The following is a 22,851-nucleotide window of genomic DNA, read 5'->3' on the forward strand; positions in this document are numbered from 1 at the left end:
TCTTGGGCGCTCTTTACTTGAGCAGCACGGGGCCCGCGCCGATCTTCACCCTGAGCAGCTCGTAGGGCTGCTTGCGCTCGTCCTTGCCTTCATGAAAGCCCGCCTGCCGGTGCAACTGATTGGCGGTGAAATACAGATACCCGTCCGTACCGACGGACAAGGTATCCGGCCACAGGATGCGCGGGTCGGTCACCAGCGTCTCCCATTTGCCGGCGTCGTAGCGGCGGATGCTGTTGTGCTCGTAGTCACCACCATAGACGCGGCCCTTGTCGTCCTCGGCCAGGCCATCGGATGCGCCTTTCATTCCGAGGTCGCGCACGGCTTTCTCGATGTCGGCTTCGGACACCTTCTCATCGCGCAGGAGCGCGGTCGGGACGCCGAAAAGGTGGCGGCTCGACAGTGCGCAGTAATACAGCGTCTTCCCATCGGCGGAGATGGCGATGCCATCGCTGGCCACGAGCCACGGGCTCGGCGGGCCACCCGCCGGACGATTCATCAGGGGCTTCCCTTCGATGACCGGCACGAAGTCCTTGTCCGGCATGGTGCTCGCGTGCCCACTCAGGCGACGGATCGCATGGCCCGAATCGAGATCGACGACGATGATGCCACCGGGGCCCTTCACCGAGCTGTCGGTGATATAGGCGACACCCGCCTTGCCCACGCGCAAATCGAAGCGAACGTCGTTCACATAGGTGGTCGGGAGGACGACGCCGTCACCGAGCACGATGGTCTTGACGACCTTGTTGGTGGCAAGGTCCACCGCGACGAGCTTCGCACCACCGGCAATCGGTGCGGCGAACTTTGGTGCACCGGTATCGAGGATCCACAGGCGATTGGCGGCATCGGCGACCACGCTCTGGACGCTGATGAGGGTGGAAGCCGCATGGGACGGATCGCCGTTATTGAACGCCTGCGACGGATAGGCGGTGACCTTGCCGTCCTTGAGTTCCCCGACCGTGAAAGCCGGATTGTCGCCCCACTGCGGATAGTTGACGAAGATCCGGCCGTTCGGCGCGACCGTGACGCCGGTCGGCATCGCGCCCTCGAACGTGGCCACTCGCTCGACGGCAGGGGACTGCGAAGGATCCGCCGTCGCCGAGAAAGAGGCGGCCATCAGTCCGGCGAGAAGAAGCTGTTTCATGGGAGTGACCTCGGATAGGGGACAAGACGCAGAGAAAGTCTGCGCGAGGCCCGTTCGAGGAAAAAGGCGCCCGTTGGCACAACACTTTCAACGTTCTGGTGAAAGTGGCTCGTGATCGGAGCGGGACTTACTTGCCGCCGGTCACGTCGAGGAAGGTCCCGGTCACGAAAGACGCCTCGTCGCCCGCCAACCACAGGATCGCCCGGGCGACTTCCTCGGGCTGGCCGCCACGGCCCATCGGGATCGAATCCTTCACCCGGTCGACACGCCCCGGTTCGCCGCCGCTGGCATGCATCTCGGTGTAGATGTGCCCCGGCCGGACACAGTTCACACGGATGCCTTCGCGTGCGACTTCCTTGGCGAAGCCGGTGGTGAAGGTCTCCAGGGCGCCCTTGGAGGCGGCGTAGTCGATGTACTCGTTCGGGCTGCCGAGGCGCGCGGCCGCCGAAGAGATGTTGACGATGGAGCCACCGCGTCCACCATGACGGTGTGACATACGCCTCGACGCTTGCTGGGCGCAGAGGATCGGGCCGATGGCGTTGACGGCGAAGACACGCTGCATCCGTTCGAAGCTGAGATCTTCGAGACGCGATTGCAGCTCCAGGACCGCCGCGTTGTTCACCAGCACGTCGATCCGGCCGAAGGTCTGGTCGATCGCGGCGAACAACTGTTCCACCTGAGCCGGGTCCGCGCTGTCCGCGCGCACGGCAAGGGCGCGGCGTCCCGTGGTTTCTATATCGGCCACGACGGCCTGTGCGGCCGATGCGTTGGAAACGTAACTGATTGCCACGTCATAGCCTTGTGCGGCCGCCAGCCGTGCGGTGGCGGCGCCAACGCCGCGGCTGCCGCCGGTGATGAGGATGAGGGGTGATGGGAGAGTGGAACTCATGTGGAGGACTCTTTTCGGACGAGGGAGAGCCCGTCTATGATGCCGCGCAAACTCGCGTGGCAACAGTGAATCGGTCAGAGTCACGGACCCACGTCACGTCGCTATCCGTTCAGTGATGTCAAACCGCCTCCCGATATCATTGATCCGCTGCACCACGATCAACCGCACACTCGGCAAAGCCCCGACACCGACGACAGGACACGCCCGCACCCATGACCTATCGTGTATTCCGCTTCTTCAATCGCGCGGAATTCGCAGATGCCTTCACGCGCGGCGAGGTCCTGCTCAGCACGCTGAGTACTTGCCGCGATTACACGGATCCGGAGCGGGGAGACCCCGGCGAGGCGGTCCATGGTTTTGCCATCGACGCCCCTTATCCGCCCTCGGAAACCGAGTTGGTCGCCATGGCCAGGGCGCTCGCGCCGATGACAGTCGGCCACCACGTCAGCGACGCGGACTGCGTATCCATCGCCGAGATTCGCGATGCGTACCTGGTATCGACCACGGCTGTGTTCGACCCCTCGGTCATGGCGGAGGCGTTCGGATCGCATTGCGTGGCGATAAGCGACGCGAAAGCCTTCTTCGACTGCGTCACGGAGACGCTCGCAACGCATATGCCAGTGATGGATGCTCGATGGGGGCCAGTCCGCTATCAGGACCGCGTGGAACCAGAGGCACGCACGCCGCCGGATGACATCGGCTTCATCAAGCCCCAGCGCTACGAACGTCAGCAGGAAGTCCGCTTCCTATGGTCGGTGGAGCGGGAAGGATTGCTGCTTCCTTTGACCCTGAATATCCCGGGCATCGCGCGTCTTACCGAGCGGGTGTCGTAGCGGCACACGCATCGACACACGGTTCCCGTCGCACGGACGCAGCCCAGAACAACAACGCCAAAAGGCTGACACCCGCACCCAACGCACAAACACCATTCCAGCCATATCGCGCATAGGTCATCGTCGTCGCCATTGCGCCCAATCCACTTCCCGCTGAATAAAACAGCATGTACGCACCCACGAGCCGGCTATGCGCATCCGGCCGCGTGCGGAAGATCAAGCTCTGGTTGGTCACGTGGATCGCCTGCCCACCCATGTCGAGCAGGACGATGCCGAGGGCGAGCCACCACATGGACGCGCCCATATAGGCCAGAGGCAGCCACGCCGCGATAAGCAGGACGATTGCGACGACCGTGGTCCGTTCGCCATGTCCCTCGTCGGCCCAGTGTCCGGCGCGCCCAGCCGCCAATGCGCCGATCACGCCCACCAGGCCGAAGGCACCGATGGCGGTATGGGAGAAGTAGTAGGGCGCAGCGCTAAGTGGCAGCACGAGGGCGCTCCAGAAGATGTTGAACGCGGCGAACATCAGAAGGGCGATCACACCGCGAACGCGAAGCACCCGTTCGCCGCGGATAAGCGTGGCCATGGACGCGACGAGACGTCCATACGAGAGACGGTTCGCATGGACCGGAAGTTCGGGCAGGGCTCGCCAGAGCATCGCCGCCAGGCCAAGCATGAGGATGGCGGCGAAGGCGTAGACACTCCGCCAGCCGGCGATGTCACTGATACCGCCGGCTACCACGCGGGCTAGCAGCAGGCCGATGAAGACCCCCGCCTGCGTCGTGCCGACCACGTGTCCGCGTTCGTCGTCGCCCGCGGCATTCGCCGCATACGCGATCAGGCCCTGGGTCATCGCCGTGCCGAACAGGCCGGCGCCGAGCATGCCGACGAGAAGTACGGTGGCGTTACCGGAAAGCGTGATGATCATCAGCGCGCCGACGAGCGCCAGCGCTTGAACGAGCATGAGGCGGCGACGGTGGACGATGTCACCGAGTGGTACGACGAAGAGCAGGGCCAGGGCGCAGCCCACCTGCGTCGCCGTGACCACGCCGCCGACGACGGCCGGCGCGATCGCAAAGGATGCGGCCACGGCATCGAGCAGGGGCTGCGCGTAGTAGACATTGGCCACGCTCACCCCACTGGCGCAGGCGAGAAGGGCAAGAAGTGATCGTGATACAGGCGAGGGCGGCTTCATGGCATCGCACGATGGCAAGACGAATCCGTGCAGAGCCTAGAGGCGTGACTTTCAAAATGCAACTAACTAGATATGCACGCCTCCCGACACCTCGATCCGCTGCGCATTCACCCAGCCGAAGTCATCGGCCAGCAGCGAGGCGATCACCGGTCCCACGTCGCCCGGCAACCCGACGCGTCCCAGTGCGGTGTGTTCTGCCACCGCCTTGTTGACATCAGGGTTGTCGCGAACGATGCCGCCGCTGAAGTCGGTCGCGATGGCGCCTGGCGCGACGACATTCACGGTGATACGTCGCGGTCCCAACTCGAGCGCCATATAACGGCTCAGCGCTTCGACGGCCGCCTTGATCGGGCCATAGCCGATGCGGTTGGGCATGGCGATGCGGGCCAGTGCCGAGGAAATGTTCACGATGCGGCCACCGTCGTTCATCAGTGGCAGCAGCTTCTGCGTGAGGAAGAGCACGCCCTTGAAATGGACGTCATAAAGCGCGTCCATCTCTGCCTCCGTGATCGTTTCCAGGTTGGCGCCCGACGACGTCCCCGCATTGTTGACGAGGTAGTCGAAGCGGTCGGCTCCCAGTTCGGCCAAGGCGACCCGCACACGGTCTGCGAAGCCGTCGAACGCTCTTGCATCGCCCACGTCCAGCGGCAGGGCGACTGCCTTCACGCCGGCCTCCGCGGCCAGCGCGACGACCTTGTCGGCCTCTGTACGATTGGCGTTGTACGTGAATATCGGGCGGACCCCTCGCTTGGCGAGGTTGAGCACGATGTCGCGGCCGATGCCTCGGCTGCCGCCTGTAACGATAGCGATCTTACTGTTTGACATGGCTAGGATTTCTCATCGGGGGACGGCGCTTCAGCGCGGGAAGGTCGGGGCCATTCTGGCCCTGTAACCCCGCGCCTTGAATGCCGAAACCCTCCTGTTTCTTGCCTGATCCTGCTCGGAGGGCTAGCCTTGTTCCTGGTTTCATCGGACAGGGATCGGCTCGACATGCCAGACCCGTTGACGGAAGCGCTGCTGCGCTACACGCAAGGCCACCCCGGCGAAAGCCCGTACATGACGGCGATCGAGGGGATGGCGATCCTGCGTTCCGACCATCCGAAGCCGCCTTCCCACATGATCTCCCGGCCCGCCATGTGCGTCGTGGCGCAGGGCGCCAAGTGGGGAATGTTCGGCGGCAACCGGCTCGAATACCGGGCAGGGCAGGCGCTGGTCATCGGCGTGGAAACACCGTCGATCGGCCGCGTTGTCGAAGCGAGTCCGGGCGAACCGTGCCTCGTCCTCGCCTTCGAACTCGATCTCGCGATCCTTCGTAGCGTCGCGGAGGAACTCGACCCGCCGCCGAAGGCAGCCGGAGAAGCCGGCCGCGGTGTCTTCGTCACGGACTTCCAGGGGCCGTTGGCCGATTGCGCGCTGCGCCTGGTTCGTCTGCTCGATACGCCACACGCGATTCCCACGCTACACCCCGTCATCATGCGCGAGATCTGCTATTGGCTGCTGACGGGTCCGCACGGTGGCGAGGTCGCCAGGATCACGTTGGCGAATGGCCCGTCGCAGCGCGTGATCAACGCCATGCAGGCGCTGCGAAGCCGTTTCGCGGAGAGCATCCGGGTAGAGGAACTGGCCGCGATCGCGCAGATGAGCCCTTCCGCTTTCCACCGCCAGTTCAAGACGCTGACTTCGATGACACCGCTCCAGTACCAGAAGCAGCTCCGCCTGCTAGAGGCGCGGCGGCTGATGATCTCGAGCGCCTTCAACGTCGAGACGGCCTGCTTCCAGGTGGGGTACGAAAGCCCTTCGCAGTTCAGTCGTGAATACGCGAGGATGTTCGGGATTCCGCCGAAGCGGGATGCGAAGCAGATGCAGGCGGTGTTGCAACGGGATAGGGCGGATTCCAACTCGGCAGCGCTATCTGTCTGACTCGACGTTGGATCGCACAGAGTACCCAGACGGTCGAGAACCTCCAGCAAGAGCACGCACAGAGCGCGTAGATGTCCCATTGATTGGGTGCTGAATCGGCGCATACTCTCAGCACCATGCCCCACGCCCGCCATCGTCTCCAACGATGCGCCGATGACACATTCACCGGCGGCGGGCAGAACGTGACCCCTCGAAGCCGACCACGCCCCGACCCTGGCGGAGACATGCCGCCGGCAGGACGACGTCGCCGGTTCCGGGCCTGGCGGCCGGCCGGAACCGTCGAAGATCGCCGCACCGATTCCCCTGGCTTCGGAGCGCGTACCCATGTCCATCAACGAAGAAAAACTCAATGCCTTCCTTGGCAAGGCGATCGGTGACCTTGGCGCCGCGTTCAGCGCGGTGCTCGTCCTGCTTGGTGACGAGCTGGGCCTGTACAAGGCACTCGCCAGCGACTCGTTGACCCCTGGCGAACTGGCCTCACGTACCGGAACCCACGAGCGCTACGTGCGCGAATGGCTGGGCAACCAGGCGGCTGGCGGCTATGTCGATTACGACGCCGCATCGGGCAAGTACCATCTCAGTGAAGAACAGGCGGCCTGCCTGGCCGATCCCGCCGGCCCCGTCGATCTTTCCGGCGCCTATGAAATCGCCCTGGCGTTGTTTCACACCTACCCGCGCGTGCGCGACAACTTCCGCAGTGGCGAAGGCATGGAATGGGGCGAACACCATCCGTGCCTGTTCCATGGCGTCGAACGGTTCTTCCGTGGCGGGTATCACGCGCACTTGTTGGGCGCGTGGTTGCCGGCATTGGAAGGCGTCGTCGACAAACTGGGACGGGGTGGCAAGGTCGCCGACATCGGTTGTGGCCACGGCGCGAGCACGGTGCTGATGGCGAAGGCCTTTCCCGCATCGCAGTTCGTGGGCTACGACTATCACTCTCCATCGATCGATGTCGCTCGCGAACGCGCGAAGGAAGCCGGTATCGTCAACGCATCGTTCGAGCAAGCCGACGCCTCGGGCTATCAAGGTCGCGACTTCGACCTCATCACTTTCTTCGATTGCCTGCACGACATGGCCGATCCCGACGGAGCCGCCCGGCACGCGAAAGGGGCATTGAAGGATGACGGCACGTGCATGGTCGTGGAGCCTTTCGCAGGCGACAGCACGGCAGACAACCTCAATCCCGTCGGGCGCGTGTACTACGCCGCATCGTCGATGATCTGCGTGCCTGTCTCGCTCGCAAAGCAGGGCCCGGCGCTGGGTGCCCAGGCAGGCGAGGCGCGTTTGCGCAAAGTGATCGTGGAAGCGGGCGGCTTTCGTCGATTCCGTCGCGCTGCGGAAACACCGTTCAATATCGTGCTGGAAGCGCGGCCGTGAGTTCCATATGCGAAATCGGCACGTGTGGATGCTTGTATAAATAAATGCGAAATCGAGCCTAAAGTCCGTCCCCCGCCGGCCGATAACGACCGAAGTCTCAACGAGCGGGGGAGCTCCGATGGCTCGCTACACGATCAAGGTCCGCATGGGATTGCGGCTTGGACTGGTACTGACGTTCCTGGTGGTGACTGGCCTGGTCGGCCTCTACGGCATCGACCGGGCCAACGCCAATACCGGAGAGGTCTATCAGCACGCCAGCGAGCTGCTGTCCAAGCTCGAAGCGGAACATGCCGGTGCATCGCTTGCGGCGGCGAGGCAATCGCTCGACGCGCTGGCCCGGGAGCAGGCCACGGAAGGACGCGATATCCGCAACGCGGAACTCGGCACCGTGCTGGCGGGACTCCTGCTTTCCGTGATCTTCGACGGCATCTTCGTCCGCTCGGTCACCGTGCGCATCCGGGACGCACTGGCACTGGCGCGCACGGTCGCCGACGGGCGCCTGGACAATCGCATTCCCGCCCTTTATTCCGACGAAATCGGTGAACTCCGCGCGGCCTTCCGAGACATGGACGATCGCCTCGCAGGTGTGATCCGCAAGGTGCGCGATGGCGCCGGCGCGGTGAATGTCGCGGCGGTGCAGATGGTGTCGGACAACGAGGTGTTGGCGCGCCAGTTGATAGAGGACGCCGCTGGCCTGCGCGAAACGGCCGCGGGCATGGAGACGGTGTCCACGCTGGTGGTGCAGACCGCGGAGCACGCCCGCCACGCCGACCGGCTGGCTGCGGAAGCGCGTAAATGCGCGGAGGACGGCGGTGACGTCGTCGCTCAGATGCAGCAGGCGATGAGTGCGATCGGCGATTCCAGCGACCGCATCGCCGACATCGTGGGCCTCATCGATGCCATCGCTTTCCAGACCCGGCTGCTCGCCCTGAACGCAGCCGTGGAGGCCGCCCGCGCGGGCGAGCACGGGCGAGGTTTCGCCGTGGTCGCTGGCGAGGTACGCAACCTTGCCCAACGCTGTACCGCGGCGGCGGGTGAGATCAAGCAGTTGATCGCCGACAGTCGCGACAAGGTGAGCGATGGTGCGCAGCTGGCGGGAAGTTCTGGCGACACGCTCGCCAGGATCGTCCACAGCGTGCGCGAACTGACCGATGTGGTCGGCCACATCGCCCGTGCCAGTGCCCAGCAATCCGACGGCGTCGGCAAGGCCAGCGTGGCCCTCAACCAGATCGACCAGGCCATGCAGGCCCACGAGTCGCTGCTGCGACAGGCAAGCTCCGCGAGCCGGCACATGCTGGAGCAGGCCGACGGCCTGGCCGATAACGTCGCCTTCTTCACTTTCGCACGCGCCTGACCATCACATAGGAATTCGCATGGAACAGCACTACGACATGGTGATGGTGGCGTACTCCTTCGTCATCGCGACCCTCACCGGGTACTGCGGGATAGAAATGACGGCCCGCGTGCGTGCGGCCGCCCCAGCGGAGAAGTTGCGCTGGGTCGTCGCCGGCGCCTTCGCGTTCGGTACCGGTGTGTGGGCCATGCATTTCATGGGTATGGCCGCGCTGACGCTCGGCGTGCCGGTCACGTTCGACCTGCCGATCACCGTGGCGTCGTGGCTGGTCGCGGTCGTGGTAAGCGCGATCGGTTTCTACGTGATCCGCGACGGCGTGCGCCTGGTGACCTGGCTGATCGCTTCGGTGCTGATGGCCACCGGCGTCTGCCTGATGCACTACGGCGGCATGTATGCCATGCGCATGTTGCCGGGTATCGAATACCGGCCGCTTCTGTTCTGGGCTTCGGCAGCGATCGCGCTGGGTGCGAGCGGTGCGGCGTTATTGATCATGACCTGGTTGCGCACCAGCCGCCACTGGACGCACGTGGCGCTACGCCTGGGTGCCGCGCTGGTCATGGCGGTCGCGGTGACCGGCATGCATTACACGGGCATGGCGGCGGCGATGTTTGCGCCGGGATCGTACTGCTCCCCTGGTAATCAACTGAGCGATGCCTGGACCATTCTGGGGCTGGTGATGATTGCGACGGCCGTCGTCAGCCTGTCGCAGTGGTGGGCCTTGCTCAAGTAGATAGTGGCTGCAATTTTCCGATGACGACTACAGACAACATGACGTTGTTTTGTTACGGTCGGCACGTTGTCTGCGCAATCGATTTGCGTGCGTCGCAGACAACCATCGCTTCATGCGGTGAGAAGCGCGGGCCGGAAGTGCGCCAACACTCCCGACCCGCTGACCATGACCAACTATCGAGGAGTTGATCCGTGGCTACCCACGATCATACGGCACCAGCTCGCCCGCCGAATCCCCCCGGCGACACCCCCACCGGTTACCGGGCCCTCTGCCCACCGTGCAGAGACGGTTGACGAACCGCGGATTCAGCCCTTCGTCTGAGATGTTTCTTGTCCGCACCTATCGGGCAAGCGCCTGTGCAGGCGACTGAAACCGGCTGACGCCGCATCCACTTCGTCAATCAAGCCACCCGGCGCCCGGTCTCGGGCCGCCGGTGAACCCGCGAGTCCGTTTGATCCGCGGCACGTCGCGCTGTGCGTGGCGTGCCGCACCTGGACGGCGGTTCCGCTCATTTCCAAGGAATGTTCATGCCTGTTTACGACACCGCGCGCACGGAGGGCTGCGCGCGCCACTACATCGACCCCGAAGCCTCGGCGCACGACCTGCTCAACGACGCTACCGAGTGGTTGCAGTACGCGCGCGGCCTTACCGGGCTGCTCGCTGATCTCGTGCACGAATCGGACACGGTGGACTGCGCGCAGTTGGCGCTTTCGCTGGAAGCGATCGGCGCACTGACCCACATGGGCGTGCAGTGCACGGCGCAGGCGCATGCGCGGATATGTTGGGAAAAGTCGCATGACTCAGCTGAGACGGACCGCGCTACAGGTGGGTTCGCCGTTGAGATTCAAACGGCCGAGTGAGAACTTTCCCCACCCGTGCGTTACGCCACCGAAAAGTGGCTAGACTGCGCCCCTCGAAAAGTGGGCACGGAGAGCCTGACGTGAATGGATCGACGAAGGCCGCACTTGCCGCGGCGATATTTCTGGTCGCCTTCGGTGGCGGCTTGTACCTCTCGGGTCTGCTGACCCTCGCGCTGCTCGGCGTGGACATGCTGCTGACCTGGCGGACGTGGTGGGACTACCACAATGCCTTGGATTACCCGCAGTACGCACCGTACGCGTGGAAGATCAGGGCGGCGGGTGTGGCGGGCTTTGGTCTGCCGGCGCTGGCGTGGGTCGGCTGCCTCGTGCCGTTGCTGCGCTCATCGCGTTCGACGGCCCTTCATGGCGACGCACGCTTCGCTACCCGACGCGATCTGGAGAAGCAAGGCCTTCTGACGGAGTCGCCCGACGGCATCGTCGTCGGGAAGTTCGGCAAGAAGCTGATCCGGCTCAGCGGCCAGCAGTTCGTGATCCTGGCCGCCCCGACGCGTTCGGGCAAGGGCGTCGGCGTGGTCATTCCCAATCTGCTTGAGTACCAGGGTTCCATCGTGGTGCTGGACATCAAGCAGGAGAACTTCGACCTGACCAGTGGGTGGCGGGCATCACAGGAACAGCAAATCTTTCTGTTCAACCCCTTCGCCGAAGACCGGCGGACCCACCGCTGGAATCCCCTGAGCTACGTGTCGCCGGACCCCGCGTTTCGCATCTCCGATATCCAATCGATAGCGGCCATGCTGTACCCCGATGGCAGCGGGGACCAACGGTTCTGGAGCAGTCAGGCTCGAAATGCCTTTACAGCTTTCACGCTTTATCTCTTCGAGAACTTCGATCAGGAGGCGGCTATCGGTGTCCCGTCGAGTGTCAAACCGTTCCCCACGCTGGGCGGGGTGTACCGGCTCTCGACCAGTGACGGCGGCGATTTGCGGGAGCACCTGCAACGCCTGACGGCATGGCCGCACCTCAGCCAGGACGCGAAAACCGCCTTCGCCAACCTGCTGTCACAGGCCGACGAGACCTTCGCGTCGATCATGGGTAGCTTCAAGGAGCCGCTGAACGCGTGGATCAACCCGGTGCTCGACGCCGCCACGAGCTGCAACGATTTTCTGCTGACGGATGTGCGCAAGAAGAAGATGACCATCTACATCGGCATCCAGCCGAACAAGCTGGCCGAGAGCCGCCTGATCGTCAATCTCTTCTTCAGCCAGCTGATCAACGTCAATACGCGGGAATTGCCGCAGACCAACCCCGAACTCAAGCACCAGTGCCTGCTGCTGATGGACGAGTTCACCGCCATCGGCAAAGTCGAGATTCTGGCGAGTTCTGTCTCATACATGGCCGGATACAACCTTCGCCTGCTGCCCATCATTCAGAGCATGGCGCAGCTGGATGCGACGTACGGCAAGGATATCTCCCGCACGATCATCACCAATCACGCGATGCAGATCATCTTCGCACCCAGGGAACAACAGGACGCGAACGACTATTCGGACATGCTCGGCTATACGACGGTGTCGAAGGAAACGGTGTCGAGGGGCAGGGACGTATCCCGCAACCGGTCCGACGAGCGACGGGCGTTGATGCTCCCACAGGAGCTCAAGGCGATGGGTTCGGACAAGGAGGTGATCCTCTACGAAGGTATCGCGCACCCGGTGAAGTGCGAAAAGATCAGGTACTACGAGGACAAGCGATTCATGGCCAGATTGCTGCCAAGGGTCGACGTACGCGAACTCAACCTCAAGCGAGCCGCTCCGCCAGAGAAGCAGGCCAAAGTCGTCGCGACAGCCAGTCGTAAGGCGCGCGCTGCGCTTGGCCAGATGGCCGTCGCGGCATGAAGCCCATCAACAGGAGGTTTCTCCGGGTGGGCAATCGATCAATCTCAAGGAAAACGATCTATGAAAGCTAGGTATCTGACCATGGCTGCGATCCTCGCAGCGGTGTTGACAATAGACGTGTCGGCACAGGATGGCGTGACCACGACGAAGATGCTAGTAGATCCGCCTCGTTGGCCGAGCAATGGAATCGCCGAACGCGAACTCGGGGATGGGCAAGAGACATGGCCCGGGAACATGTTCGTAGAGTATTCGAAAGGCCGGTTGATCGCCTGGGTGATAGCGTCGCCAAGCCACGGTCAGGCAAAGGCTATCGATTTCTTCTCGGGTGAAGTTCAAGACGTAAAGGTAAAAAATCCAGGCGGTTATAACGACTCGTTCGTCGACGCAAAAGATGCGACGCATAGGAGAAATACGTCTATCGACCTTGACTCGATGGACTCGCATTCGGGAGGCATTGACACCATACGATTTGACGACGGGCCTCTGAAATTTGATCAGCGAATTCCGTACAAGCCAATGTTGGAGGTCGTTCAAAAATTATCACCTGACGAGACGGTGATCTGGAGAAAGGTACCTCTGTACTGCGACTCATATTCCTCGGATGGATCATGTCGCATATGGTCATCGTATATCGATACGGCCATGAACCTTCAAGACGGAACAATGTTGATTGCGGCCGGAAAATATGTGATCCGCGTCCGGAAAGAGGATCTGATGCTGTCGACCCCCCGTTAGTTAGTGCCAACCATAACCCAAGGCAGCCGGATCGTTTTGTTGCCTGAACTCGGCAGGTGTCATCCCGTCGAGGCTGTCGTGTGGGATCTCGCGGTTGTAATCAGCCAGCCAGAGTTCGGCCTGCTCACGCACTTCCGTCAGGTTCCGAAAGACGTGCATATCGAGTACGCCTCGCCGGAAGCTGCCGTTGAATCGCTCGATGAAGCCGTTCTGCATCGGCCTCCCGGGCTCGATGAAGTCCAGGGCGATCCCTTTGCGCTCTGCCCATTCGGCTAGCGCGAGGGCCACGAACTCCGGGCCGTTGTCCAGGCGAAGCTTCGAGGGATATCCGCGCCATGCCGCGACCCGCTCAAGTGTCCGAATGACACGTGAAGCAGGCAGGTTGAGATCGATTTCCACGGCCAGTGCCTCGCGAGTGAAGTCGTCAATCACGTTGAAGGTTCGGAACCGGCGACCATCCCAGAGCGCGTCGGACATGAAGTCGATCGACCAGCTCCCGTTGATCGACTCACCAGCAACCAAGGGCAGCGGATGACGCGTTGGGACGCGCTTCTTCCCGCGCCGCCGGCGATTCAGTTGCATCAGGCAATACACGCGCCAAACCCGTTTGTGGTTCCACGGCAAGCCGCGGCGGCGAATGATCTGAAACAGCTTGTCGAAGCCGCGCTCCGGGAAGCGCTCCGCCAGCTCCGCCAATAGCGCGATGACTGGCTCGTCGCGATCGACACGCGCTTTATAGCGCCGCGTGGATCGCGAAAAGCCCAGTGCCTGACAGGCCCGACGCTCGCTCCATCCATGGTGCTCGACCAACCAGGTAATGAGCGGGCGCTTGTGCGCCGGGTCTACAGCTTTTTTGCGATGAGATCTTTCAGTCCGTGATTCTCCATCGCCAGATCCGCATACATGCGCTTGAGCTTGTTGTGCTCGGCTTCCAGGTCGCGCAGCCGATGCACGTCGGATGCCTCCATGCCGCCGTACTTGGACTTCCAGACGTAATACGTCGCTTCCGAAATGCCGAGCTCACGGCACAGGTCCTTGACCTGCCTGCCGCCCTCGACTTGCTTTAGCGTCGCGACGATCTGGCTCTCGGTGAACTTGCTTTTGCGCATGATGGGTCTCCTTGGGGCTATTTTGCCCGGAGACCTCGAGTTATGTCTGGAGTAAGTTTACGGGGAGGCGACAATGCCAGTCGGTCAAGCATCCAACCTCCACGTTTTCGATGAGGCTGATGTCAAGCGAGTTATCGACAAGGCTGACGGGAGTGGCATTAGGAATGCCCACGTGTTTCTGACCGAAGAACTCCACCTTCAATGAAGCTGGAGCCCTAATGCATAGCTGGGATGATCGTAGTGACGCACTTCCCATGGTCGGCGAAAGCGACATGCCAGCGTCGTCACTCCTACCAGTCCACAAACTGGCTACCCCCGACCCACTTTACGACCAGCAACTACTACGCGATCTTGCCATCGTCAACGAACGAACTTTAAGAGAATTTGGTACTCGACCACGAGCCCCATCGCCAACGCGGTCAAACTTGAAGCTCGACCATGCCAGAACGCCTTCTTCGAAGCAGTCGGTCGATCAAACCGGAGGAATCGAGACGATGAGAGTGCAGCATGTGGCCATGGCCGCGGTGCTCGCGGTAGCACCTGAGGTAGTCGCATCCATGCAAGATCACCTGCCTAACCCTGAAACTAAGGCGCATGTGCAAGCACCCGTTTGGCCAACCAATGGAATCGCGGAACGCGAATTTGGCGATGGAAAGAAAACCTGGCCGGAGAACATGTTCGTTGAGCATTCGAGAGGCCGGTGGATTGCGTGGGTTCTCGTGTCGCCAGAGCGTGGTCAGGCAAAGGCGCTGGATTTCTTTTCTGGCGAAGTTCAAGACGTCAAGGTAAAGAAGCCTGGAGGGTACAACGATTCGTTTGTCGATGAGAAAGGTGCGACGCATGTGAGTAACAGCGTCTTCGATTTCCATTACAAAGATCCACGCCCAGGAGGAGCCATCGGCGACGTGCAAATTAATGAAGATTCGCTGCAATTCGATGAGCTGATTCTGTACGCGCCCATACTAGACGTCAGCCAAAGGGTCTCTCCTGATGACGATATGGTTATCTGGAGAAAGGTTCCCTTGTATTGCGACTCATTTTCTTCGGGTGGTTCATGTATAGGGTGGGCATCGCTCATCGGGACAGCGATGGACCTGCGTGACGGCACGATGTTGATCGCCGGGGGAAAGTATGTTTTCCGCGTTCGTCAAGATGATCTAGCGCCCGTGGGTCGTGCACCTCATTTTCACGTTGTTGATGAGGCCGATGTCCAGCGAGTCATTGACAAGGCCGAAGGGAGTGGCATCAAAGACGCACATGAATTCTTGATTGAACAGCTTCATCTTCGCTGAAGAAGGATGATCGATACTTGGCTGGAAGGAAACTTATGACGGAACAGAAAAATCTTGGCGAGAGGCACTTGAAGGCTCTTACCTATTTCGTGGTCGGTGTCGGCTCGACGTCCCCCCGCCTTCAGTAGCGGTCCGATTTTGAGTCCGGGATTAATGTAACTGTTTCGCGTAAGCAGCGGGAGTCAGTCCGCCGAGTGCTTTCTTCGGTCGCTCCTCGTTGTATTCCCGTCGCCAGTTTTCGATCTCGGTTCGGGCATGCAGAAGGCTGGGAAACCAATGTTCGTTGAGGCATTCATCGCGAAGCCTTCCGTTGAACGACTCGATGTAGGCATTCTGGTTCGGCTTGCCAGGCTCGATCAGTCGCAGCTGCACGCCGCGTTCGTGCGCCCATGCGACCATGGCCTTGCCGCAGAACTCTTTTCCGTTGTCGCTGCGAATGATTTTCGGCAGCCCCCGAGTGACGGCCAGGCGATCCATGACACGCGTTACGCCGATACCTGAGATCGCCCGCTCAATCTCGATGGCGACAGCCTCATGCGTGGCGTCATCGACGATCGTCAGGCATTTCAAGACGCGCCCTTCGGCGGTGCGATCGAAGACAAAATCGATGGACCAAACTTCGTTCGCGGCCGCGGGCCGGAGCAGTGGCTGCCTTTCGGCCGGAGGTACCTTTTTCCTTTTGCGCCGACGCACCTGCAGGTTCGCCTCCTGGTACAGGCGCTCAACTCGCTTGTAATTGACCATCTGTCCGGTCTGGCGGAGCTTGAGGTAGATCATGCCGACGCCGTAGCGTTTATGGCGATTCGCCAGCGCGCAGATCATCTCGCGCAGCTCGACATTGGGGTCGGGCCGCGGTTCGTATCGGTAAGCGCTTGCGCTCATGCCGGCGATCGCCAGCGACCGGCGTTCACTCAGTTCCTTGCCGATCAGATAGCGCACCAGCTCGCGCCGGTCCGGTGCGCTCACCATTTTTTTCGCAGAGCTTCCCTGATGACCTCATTTTCCAGAAGCTGCTCGGCCAGCAGCTTTTTAAGGCGTCCGTTCTCCGACTCCAGGTCCTTCAGCCGCTTGGCCTCGGGCACGCTCATGCCGCCGAACTTGCTTCGCCACAGGTAGTACGAGGCCTCGCTGAAGCCGTGTTTGCGGCACAGATCCTTGATCGGCATGCCGGCCTCGGCTTCACGCAGGAAACCAATGATCTGCTCTTCGGAAAAACGCTTCTTCACGTCCAATCTCCTTCTGGTGGGGGATTGAACTCGAAACCGGGGCGCTACTCAAATCTGGGGGGACGTCGGGCTCGGAGGGTAACCTCAGAGGCAGAGACGTTTCCAACCGGTTGTCATTCGCTGGAAGATATCAGGATGGCAAAATGTTCCCTGATGGAAACATGTTGATCGTCGGTGGAAGGTACGTCTTTCGTGTCCGTGCGGATGACCTGACACCGGTAGGTCACGCACCCAACTTGCACGTTCGTGACGAGGCAGATGTCAAGCGGGTAATCGATAAGGCCAACAGAAGTGGCATTAGGAATGCACACGTGTTTCTGACCGAAGAACTCCACCTTCAATGAAGTTGGAGCGCTAATGCATAGCCGGGATAATCGCAGTGACGCACTTCCTATGATCGGCGAAAACGACACGCCAGCGTCGTCACTCCTACCAGTCCACAAACTGGCTACCCCCGACCCACTTTACGACCAGCAACTACTACGCGATCTCGCCATCGCCAACGAACAAACTGCGAGAGAACTTGGACCTCGGCCGCGAGCCTCACCGCTAACGCGATCAAGCCTGAAATTCGACCACGACAGAACGCCTTCTTCAAGCCAGGCGGTCGGTCAATCCGAAGGAATCGAAACGATGAGAGCAAAGCATGTGGCCATGGCCGCGGTGCTCACCGTAGCGCCGGCGGTAGGGGCGTTTACGCAGGATCAGCCGCCGTCCCATGTAGCTAAGGCGTCCGTTGAGGCGCCCGTGTGGCCAAGCAATGGAGTCGCCGAACGTGAGCTTGGCGATGGGAAGGAGAGTTGGCCCGAGAACATGTTTGTGGAGCATTCGAACGGACGGTGGATTGTCTGGGTTCTCCTGTCGTCCAACAGCGATAAATCAAAAGCTATGGACTTCTTTTCCGGGGAGATCCGAGACGTCAAGATCAAGAAATTTGGTGGATACATTGATTCGTTCGTTGATTCAGAGGGAGAGTCGCACGTAAGCGACAGTCTCCTGGATTTCCGTTGCAAGGAGATTGGTCCGGGAGGAACCATTGGGAGCGTAGTATTCAATGTGAGTACGCTGCGATTCAATCGTGAATTCGCGTACGCGCCTATATTGGAAGTTAGTCAAAGAATTTCTCCTGACGGGAAGGCGGTTGTCTGGAGGAAGGTTCCTTTGTTCAATGACTCGCCTTCCGATAGCCCATACAGCGAGTGGGCGTCCTTCATTAGCAGGGGGATGGATCTGCATGACGGCACGATGTTGGTTACCGGAGGTAGGTATGTCTTCCGTGTCCGTGAAGATGATCTGACACCAGTGGGGCATGCGTCCCACTTGCACGTCGTTGAGGAGGATCAGGTCAAACGAATCATCGACAAATCTGAGAAAAGTGATATCGATGACGCACACGGTTTCTTGACTGATGAGCTTCACCTTAATTAGCGCTTGATGGCTAATGCACATTCGGGCCATCGCCATGGCAAGCCCATGTGGGTCGACGATTCCGCGAGAATACCTAGGCGAGTAGATTAGGGGCGCGAGCGCGTTCTTAACTGAGTAATTTCGTCTTCTGTGATGCAAGGCACTTAATACATATTTACGGAAGATTGCTATGACGGAACAGAAAAGTCTTGGCGAGGGGCACTTGAAGGCCATCGCATATTTCGTGGTGGGTGTCGGATCGGAGGGAAATCTCGGAGGAAGGGATGTTTCGAGTCGATTGTCATTCGCTGGAAAGTACCAGAGCGGGAAAATGTACCCGGTAGAGAATAGTGGATTAACCATTGGTACGCTTCAAAAGGATCTCGGTCAGGATCGTGAAACGGCCGAATCCATGGCTACTGCATATCAATGTTGGGTAGCGGAGCATGCCGAAACGGAGCTTACTGATATTCAGCGAAGAGCGATGGTTGGCGACCTTTCGCGTAATGGAAACACGATCAGGAAGCAGGGGAATCGACCTATCGATCCACAATTAAAGAGAGGTATCGACGCTTTCTTAAAATCGAATGGAGGAAAGGAGTTTGTCCATCAAAGAGATATGGCGCAGGTCCAACGTATTCACGATTCTGCTCTCTCGAAACTCGTAGTGACGCAGGCTTATCAGAAAGCGTCAGCTAGCGAACGTATCGAAATGTCGACGATCATAGCTAAGGGATTTAATCAGAGCGAACGCATTACCAAAAAAGTGCTCTTTGACATGGCGGATCATGATAAGTCCTTGGCGACGATCCAGTCCCTCGATGACCTTAAGTCCCGTTCGGATAAAGCATTCTCGGCAGCCATGCAACATGGACGCGAGGCCGCTCTCGACGCCGCTGCTGTCTACACACGCCTACAGCAGATCAGCCCAGACAACCCGCTGCACGCCGCATGGCAGGAAGTCCTGAAAGACCCCCTGATCAAACCAACAGCCACGGGCGAAGACCCGACACGTCCCGACCTCGCGGCTCACTACATGACCATCAAGAACCTGTTCCTGGAACCCCGCAAGGCCATCCATTTCATCGATGCGTTGGAGCGAGGCGGCGAACATAGTAAAGGCTCGCCTACCGCCATCGGTAATCACCGCGCGACTTCTGGGTTCTTCGCCTCGGGCTCGGACTTCGTTCAGTGGAATGCCGATGGGCGAGCCGTCGCGTACATTGGCGGGGAATGGTCGCAGCTTTCACGTGACGACATCAGCCGGACCGTGCACGATGACAGGTCCGTCGACCTTACTGTTCAGCGCAACGGCAATTCGGAGCCGCTTTTGCATGTGGGGCCGACGACCGTCGGCCGGGCCCACGCGATTGAGGGCAGGGCGCTTCGACAAGGCATGCACGGCGACGATGTGCTTGCATTACAGACGGACCTGGCGCGGTTGGGGTTTACGGATGCGCGCGGGCGGGCGATACATCCCGACGGGGACTTCGGGCCGACGACTCAAACCGCGATTCAGGCATTCCAGCGCGATCATGAATTGATCGCGGACGGCATAGCCGGTGCCGCCACGCTAGCCGCCGTGCATCGCGCCGTGGAGACCGAACTACGTTCGATCGGGCAACCGGACGCGCCGTACTTGCGAAACGAGCAGCCCGATGATGCGATCGCGGCTTATCGGTCCGTGGTGCCCGAGGCACGAACGGTGTCGCCCTTTTTTCCGACCATCGATCAAGCGCCGCCAGAGCGACGGACGGACCCTTTGCAGGCCGCAGCCGCCGTACTCCCGAACGCCGATAGCGTCCGCACCCTGCAAGAGAACCTGAACACGCTGGGCGTGCCGGACATGGCGGGACATCCACTGACCGTCCATGGAACCTACGACGCGCCCACGCAAACCGCCGTGGCGCGGTTCCAGTCGATGCATGACATGCCGGTGACGGGCCTGCCGGACGAGACGACCGTCAAGACGGTGCAGGCGCAGGCCTTCATCGCCGACCTGCAGCAGGCGGTGACGCCCGCTGTGTCGCGCGGTGCCCCGGTATTCGGTGCAACACAGGAAACTGAGCCCGAGGAACCTGAGAAGGAACTTGAGGCCATATCCCAGAGCCGGACCCACGCCCGCACCGACCCGCGGCATCCGGACAGCCCGAATCACGACCTCTATAACGAACTGCAAAGGAACATTCCCGAGGCATCGGAAGACCGCTTGCTGCAGTTCACGGCGGCATGTCACAAGAATCAGATCACGGCCGACAATCTGGCCGCTGTTCATTTGAACGAGGAGACCCTGACCTTGACGATGCTCGGCCGAGGACCTTTGACGAGTCCGGCGCAGGTGGATCTCAGTGTGCCACCGCCGCAGCCGGAACAGGCGATCGCGCAGATCCAGCAATTCGATCAGCAACAGTCGCAGATGCTCGAGGCGTTCCGGGAGCAGAACATGCAACTGAGCCAGGGGATGTCGCGCTAGCCGACAAACCAGAAGTCGCCGCAACGGATAACCCGTTGCGGCAACCGAACCATCAAGCCTTCTTGATGAAGGCGAGGATGTCCTTGTTCAGCTCTTCCGCATGGACGGTCAGCATGCCGTGCGGGTAGCCCTTGTAGATCTTCAGCTCGCTGTTCTTGAGCAGCTTGGCGGACAGCACGCCGGCATCGGCGTAAGGGACGATCTGGTCGTCGTCGCCGTGCAGGACGAGGGTCGGCACGTCGATCGCCTTCAGGTCTTCGGTGAAGTCGGTTTCCGAGAAGGCCTTGATGCAGTCGTAGTGGGCCTTGGCACCACCGATCATGCCCTGGCGCCACCAGTTGTCGACCACGCCTTCGATCGTCTTCACGCCCGGGCGGTTGAAGCCGTAGAAGGGCATCGGCACTTCACGGTAGAACTGGGCGCGGTTGGCGGCCAGCTGCTGACGGAGACCGTCGAACACCGAGATGTCGAGGCCGCCCGGGTTGGCGGGGGTCTTGACCATGATCGGCGGCACGGCGCTGACCAGCACGGCCTTGGCCACGCGGCCCTTGCCATGACGGGCGACATAACGCGCCACTTCGCCACCGCCGGTGGAATGGCCGATGTGGATGGCGTTCTTGAGGTCGAGGTGTTCGGTGAGCGCGGCGACGTCGGCGGCGTACGTGTCCATCTCGTTGCCAGTGGCCGTCTGCGTGGAGCGGCCATGACCACGGCGGTCGTGCGCGATGACGCGGAATCCTTCGTTGAGGAAGAACAGCATCTGCGCGTCCCAGTCGTCCGCGCTCAGCGGCCAGCCGTGATGGAAGACGATGGGCTGACCCTTGCCCCAATCCTTGTAGAAGATCTGGGTGCCGTCTTTGGTGGTGATGAAAGACATCGAGCTTTCCTTCTTGCCAGTGGATGATGACGTGGTCGCGGCGCTCGCGGGAGCGGAGGCGCTGATAGCGCCTGCGCCGACGAGGGTGCCCGCGGCGAGCGTGCCCGCGTTGAGGACGAAGTTGCGGCGCTTCGGATCTAGCGCGAGTTCATTGGATTCGGTCACGGGTCTGTCTCCTGAGGGGCCCTTGGCCATTCTCAGGGGGTGCCGAAGGGCACGATAGGACGGTCGTGCTTTTTTTTAGCCGCGTCGCGCAGCGCGCTCCCGGTCGTTCGCTTCCTCGACGGTGTAGCAGCTCTCCGGAACCGCTTCCAGGCGCTCGCGCGGAATCGGGTCACCGCTGCTGTCGGAAAGCCCGTAGGTGCCTTCGTCGATCTTCTCCAACGCGCGGTCGATAGCGACCAGGCGGGTTTCGTTGTGCGACAACACGGCCTCGTCGTTGGCCTGCTGGGCGAAACGATCGCCGTCGTCGCCTTCGTCCTGCGGTTCGCCACCGGCGGCCGCCTGCCAGCGTTGTTCGTCGTCACCGGCGGCGTCGCCCACCTCGATCAGTTGTTTTTTAAGGTCGAGCAGGCGCTGCTTCTGGCGTGCGATGAAGGCGTCGTCCAGCATGGCATGGGACATGGGGATACTCCGGAGTGGGAAAGGTGGCGAGGCCAATACGGTGGTTTAACACCCTGTCCTGCACCCGGATTGTGAATTTGTACCCTGCCTGCGGGTCAGCTCGCGCAGCGGCCGTCCAGTGGGGCGCTCAAGGCATCGTCGATGGGATTGCCCGTGACCCCGCTTCGCCGTTCCGAGGGAGGGAACTCGATGCGGACGGTGATCGGCTTGCCGCGCGCGTCGCGGATGTTGCCCGGGCCCTCGTAACGGCGCAGCCGCCGGTCGGCTTCGCTGTAGGTCACCACGATGGATGGCGCGACGAACGCGTACCACGCATCCAGTTTCAGGGTGAGCTGGCGGTCGCCGTCGCGTGGTTGATCGGCGGATATATGGATCGGCATGAAGCGGCCGCGCGAGGTGAGCAGGAAGGCCACCGTGGCGCCTCGCCGCACCACCGTGTCCCAATGGGTGCGCAGGTAGGTGTCGAAGCCGGCATCGATCACCGCGTCGCCCTTGTCCGGTAGCGGCCGTTCCACCCGCTGGCCCCCCGGACGGCGCACATAGGCCACGCGGGTGCCACCTTCCCGCAAAACACCTTCCTCGTAGCCCGTGCGGGCATCGAGGAAGGAATAGTCGGGCTGCGGGGAACCGTTGCGCATGTCGAGCTCCTTGCGGGCGAAGGCCTTGCCGTCGAGGCATTCGAACAGGACCGCATGGCGCTCGCTGTCCACGAGGTGCACCTCGCGGTAGAGGGGTGTCCCGGCGCCGGCCCGGTAGGCCGTGCCGACGTACCGCTCCACCGCGGCGGCCGGCGGCGCCGCCATGAGGCACGAAGCCAGGAAGATCGTCCGGCGGGCGGAATCGTCTAGAGTCATGCAGGGTTGCCAGGAAGGGTATGGACCCGACTGTACGCCCATGGGTGTCAAGCCGATGGAAGCGTGACCACTGACACATACGCCCCGGCCCGCGATTCGGCT

At 61.4% G+C, this 22,851-nt stretch carries 19 protein-coding genes and 1 pseudogene; 11 read left to right on the forward strand and 9 right to left on the reverse strand.

Translation table 11 applies throughout. The annotated features are described in order from the left end of the window. Positions 1-13: 13 nt before the first annotated feature. Positions 14-1,141, reverse strand: a complete 1,128-nt coding sequence (locus QFZ41_RS18515; RefSeq protein ID WP_429200076.1) for an L-dopachrome tautomerase-related protein — start codon at positions 1,139-1,141, stop codon at positions 14-16. Between the two features lie 127 nt (positions 1,142-1,268). Further along, entirely contained in the window at positions 1,269-2,030 is a 762-nt protein-coding gene (locus QFZ41_RS18520) for an SDR family oxidoreductase (RefSeq protein ID WP_429200077.1), read from the reverse strand. A 212-nt stretch (positions 2,031-2,242) separates the two neighbouring features. Between QFZ41_RS18520 and QFZ41_RS18525 the strand changes: the two genes are divergently transcribed. Further along, positions 2,243-2,863, forward strand: a complete 621-nt coding sequence (locus QFZ41_RS18525) for a hypothetical protein (RefSeq protein ID WP_429200078.1) — start codon at positions 2,243-2,245, stop codon at positions 2,861-2,863. On the opposite strand, the gene QFZ41_RS18530 is transcribed toward QFZ41_RS18525, so the two are convergent. Continuing rightward, positions 2,844-4,058 (reverse strand): MFS transporter, encoded by a 1,215-nt coding sequence (locus QFZ41_RS18530; RefSeq protein WP_429200079.1) that lies wholly within the window; start codon positions 4,056-4,058, stop codon positions 2,844-2,846. The two genes, QFZ41_RS18525 and QFZ41_RS18530, sit on opposite strands and share 20 nt — an antisense overlap. A gap of 66 nt (positions 4,059-4,124) precedes the next feature. After that, positions 4,125-4,883 carry an SDR family NAD(P)-dependent oxidoreductase gene (locus QFZ41_RS18535; RefSeq protein WP_429200080.1) on the reverse strand — a complete coding sequence of 253 codons (759 nt, stop codon included), beginning with the start codon at positions 4,881-4,883 and terminating at the stop codon, positions 4,125-4,127. 165 nt (positions 4,884-5,048) lie between these two features. On the opposite strand from QFZ41_RS18535, the gene QFZ41_RS18540 reads away from it, so the two are divergent. The 7 genes and pseudogenes from QFZ41_RS18540 to QFZ41_RS18570 all read left to right on the forward strand — a co-directional run bounded on the left by QFZ41_RS18540 (position 5,049) and on the right by QFZ41_RS18570 (position 12,887). Next, the gene (locus QFZ41_RS18540) at positions 5,049-5,978 is read left to right on the forward strand and encodes an AraC family transcriptional regulator N-terminal domain-containing protein (protein ID WP_429200081.1); all 930 of its coding nucleotides are present in this window, start codon (positions 5,049-5,051) and stop codon (positions 5,976-5,978) included. Between the two features lie 324 nt (positions 5,979-6,302). Then, positions 6,303-7,355 (forward strand): class I SAM-dependent methyltransferase, encoded by a 1,053-nt coding sequence (locus tag QFZ41_RS18545; protein WP_429200082.1) that lies wholly within the window; start codon positions 6,303-6,305, stop codon positions 7,353-7,355. A gap of 118 nt (positions 7,356-7,473) precedes the next feature. After that, a complete protein-coding gene (locus QFZ41_RS18550; RefSeq protein ID WP_429200083.1) occupies positions 7,474-8,709 on the forward strand; it encodes a methyl-accepting chemotaxis protein in 1,236 nt (411 codons plus the stop codon). Positions 8,710-8,728: 19 nt separating this feature from the next. Further along, the gene (locus QFZ41_RS18555) at positions 8,729-9,439 is read left to right on the forward strand and encodes an MHYT domain-containing protein (protein ID WP_429200084.1); all 711 of its coding nucleotides are present in this window, start codon (positions 8,729-8,731) and stop codon (positions 9,437-9,439) included. A gap of 527 nt (positions 9,440-9,966) precedes the next feature. Further along, positions 9,967-10,299: a hypothetical protein gene (locus QFZ41_RS18560; RefSeq protein ID WP_429200085.1), complete on the forward strand. Its 333-nt coding sequence runs from the start codon at positions 9,967-9,969 to the stop codon at positions 10,297-10,299. Positions 10,300-10,379: 80 nt separating this feature from the next. Then, positions 10,380-12,059: pseudogene (locus QFZ41_RS18565) on the forward strand (type IV secretory system conjugative DNA transfer family protein); the annotation flags it as partial. Positions 12,060-12,233: 174 nt separating this feature from the next. Then, positions 12,234-12,887 (forward strand): hypothetical protein, encoded by a 654-nt coding sequence (locus QFZ41_RS18570; RefSeq protein WP_429200086.1) that lies wholly within the window; start codon positions 12,234-12,236, stop codon positions 12,885-12,887. Here QFZ41_RS18570 and QFZ41_RS18575 read toward each other — a convergent pair. Then, positions 12,888-13,996 (reverse strand): IS3 family transposase gene (locus QFZ41_RS18575; RefSeq protein ID WP_429198854.1). Its coding sequence is split into 2 segments (ribosomal slippage): positions 12,888-13,735 and positions 13,735-13,996, totalling 1,110 coding nucleotides; the frame shifts between segments, so codons are not numbered across the junction. It lies immediately after the preceding gene. Between the two features lie 425 nt (positions 13,997-14,421). Between QFZ41_RS18575 and QFZ41_RS18580 the strand changes: the two genes are divergently transcribed. Beyond that, a complete protein-coding gene (locus tag QFZ41_RS18580; RefSeq protein ID WP_429200087.1) occupies positions 14,422-15,288 on the forward strand; it encodes a hypothetical protein in 867 nt (288 codons plus the stop codon). A gap of 150 nt (positions 15,289-15,438) precedes the next feature. Here the strand turns inward: QFZ41_RS18580 and QFZ41_RS18585 are convergent. After that, positions 15,439-16,514, reverse strand: a protein-coding gene (locus QFZ41_RS18585) for an IS3 family transposase (protein WP_429198855.1) whose coding sequence is annotated in 2 segments (ribosomal slippage) — positions 15,439-16,256 and positions 16,256-16,514 — 1,077 coding nt in all. Because the reading frame shifts where the segments join, the coding sequence is not laid out codon by codon here. 633 nt (positions 16,515-17,147) lie between these two features. On the opposite strand from QFZ41_RS18585, the gene QFZ41_RS18590 reads away from it, so the two are divergent. Both QFZ41_RS18590 and QFZ41_RS18595 read left to right on the forward strand, forming a co-directional pair. Further along, the gene (locus QFZ41_RS18590) at positions 17,148-17,942 is read left to right on the forward strand and encodes a hypothetical protein (RefSeq protein ID WP_429200088.1); all 795 of its coding nucleotides are present in this window, start codon (positions 17,148-17,150) and stop codon (positions 17,940-17,942) included. A gap of 169 nt (positions 17,943-18,111) precedes the next feature. Further along, entirely contained in the window at positions 18,112-20,394 is a 2,283-nt protein-coding gene (locus tag QFZ41_RS18595; RefSeq protein WP_429200089.1) for a peptidoglycan-binding domain-containing protein, read from the forward strand. A gap of 52 nt (positions 20,395-20,446) precedes the next feature. On the opposite strand, the gene QFZ41_RS18600 is transcribed toward QFZ41_RS18595, so the two are convergent. The 3 genes from QFZ41_RS18600 to QFZ41_RS18610 all read right to left on the reverse strand — a co-directional run bounded on the left by QFZ41_RS18600 (position 20,447) and on the right by QFZ41_RS18610 (position 22,749). Continuing rightward, entirely contained in the window at positions 20,447-21,271 is an 825-nt protein-coding gene (locus QFZ41_RS18600; protein ID WP_429200295.1) for an alpha/beta fold hydrolase, read from the reverse strand. Positions 21,272-21,511: 240 nt separating this feature from the next. After that, positions 21,512-21,895 carry a TraR/DksA family transcriptional regulator gene (locus tag QFZ41_RS18605; protein ID WP_429200090.1) on the reverse strand — a complete coding sequence of 128 codons (384 nt, stop codon included), beginning with the start codon at positions 21,893-21,895 and terminating at the stop codon, positions 21,512-21,514. Positions 21,896-21,990: 95 nt separating this feature from the next. After that, entirely contained in the window at positions 21,991-22,749 is a 759-nt protein-coding gene (locus QFZ41_RS18610; RefSeq protein WP_429200091.1) for a hypothetical protein, read from the reverse strand. Between the last annotated feature and the right edge of the window lie 102 nt (positions 22,750-22,851).

The sequence above is a fragment of the Luteibacter sp. W1I16 genome (assembly GCF_050434905.1).
Classification (GTDB): Bacteria; Pseudomonadota; Gammaproteobacteria; order Xanthomonadales; family Rhodanobacteraceae; genus Luteibacter.

Bases quoted from the DNA above. Each gene is read 5' to 3' on its own strand.
- QFZ41_RS18515 (WP_429200076.1), bottom strand. From the start codon at position 1,141: ATGAAACAGCTTCTTCTCGCCGGACTGATGGCCGCCTCTTTCTCGGCG.
- QFZ41_RS18520 (WP_429200077.1), bottom strand. From the start codon at position 2,030: ATGAGTTCCACTCTCCCATCACCCCTCATCCTCATCACCGGCGGCAGC.
- QFZ41_RS18525 (WP_429200078.1), top strand. From the start codon at position 2,243: ATGACCTATCGTGTATTCCGCTTCTTCAATCGCGCGGAATTCGCAGAT.
- QFZ41_RS18530 (WP_429200079.1), bottom strand. From the start codon at position 4,058: ATGAAGCCGCCCTCGCCTGTATCACGATCACTTCTTGCCCTTCTCGCC.
- QFZ41_RS18535 (WP_429200080.1), bottom strand. From the start codon at position 4,883: ATGTCAAACAGTAAGATCGCTATCGTTACAGGCGGCAGCCGAGGCATC.
- QFZ41_RS18540 (WP_429200081.1), top strand. From the start codon at position 5,049: ATGCCAGACCCGTTGACGGAAGCGCTGCTGCGCTACACGCAAGGCCAC.
- QFZ41_RS18545 (WP_429200082.1), top strand. From the start codon at position 6,303: ATGTCCATCAACGAAGAAAAACTCAATGCCTTCCTTGGCAAGGCGATC.
- QFZ41_RS18550 (WP_429200083.1), top strand. From the start codon at position 7,474: ATGGCTCGCTACACGATCAAGGTCCGCATGGGATTGCGGCTTGGACTG.
- QFZ41_RS18555 (WP_429200084.1), top strand. From the start codon at position 8,729: ATGGAACAGCACTACGACATGGTGATGGTGGCGTACTCCTTCGTCATC.
- QFZ41_RS18560 (WP_429200085.1), top strand. From the start codon at position 9,967: ATGCCTGTTTACGACACCGCGCGCACGGAGGGCTGCGCGCGCCACTAC.
- QFZ41_RS18570 (WP_429200086.1), top strand. From the start codon at position 12,234: ATGGCTGCGATCCTCGCAGCGGTGTTGACAATAGACGTGTCGGCACAG.
- QFZ41_RS18590 (WP_429200088.1), top strand. From the start codon at position 17,148: ATGAGAGCAAAGCATGTGGCCATGGCCGCGGTGCTCACCGTAGCGCCG.
- QFZ41_RS18595 (WP_429200089.1), top strand. From the start codon at position 18,112: ATGACGGAACAGAAAAGTCTTGGCGAGGGGCACTTGAAGGCCATCGCA.
- QFZ41_RS18600 (WP_429200295.1), bottom strand. From the start codon at position 21,271: ATGTCTTTCATCACCACCAAAGACGGCACCCAGATCTTCTACAAGGAT.
- QFZ41_RS18605 (WP_429200090.1), bottom strand. From the start codon at position 21,895: ATGTCCCATGCCATGCTGGACGACGCCTTCATCGCACGCCAGAAGCAG.
- QFZ41_RS18610 (WP_429200091.1), bottom strand. From the start codon at position 22,749: ATGACTCTAGACGATTCCGCCCGCCGGACGATCTTCCTGGCTTCGTGC.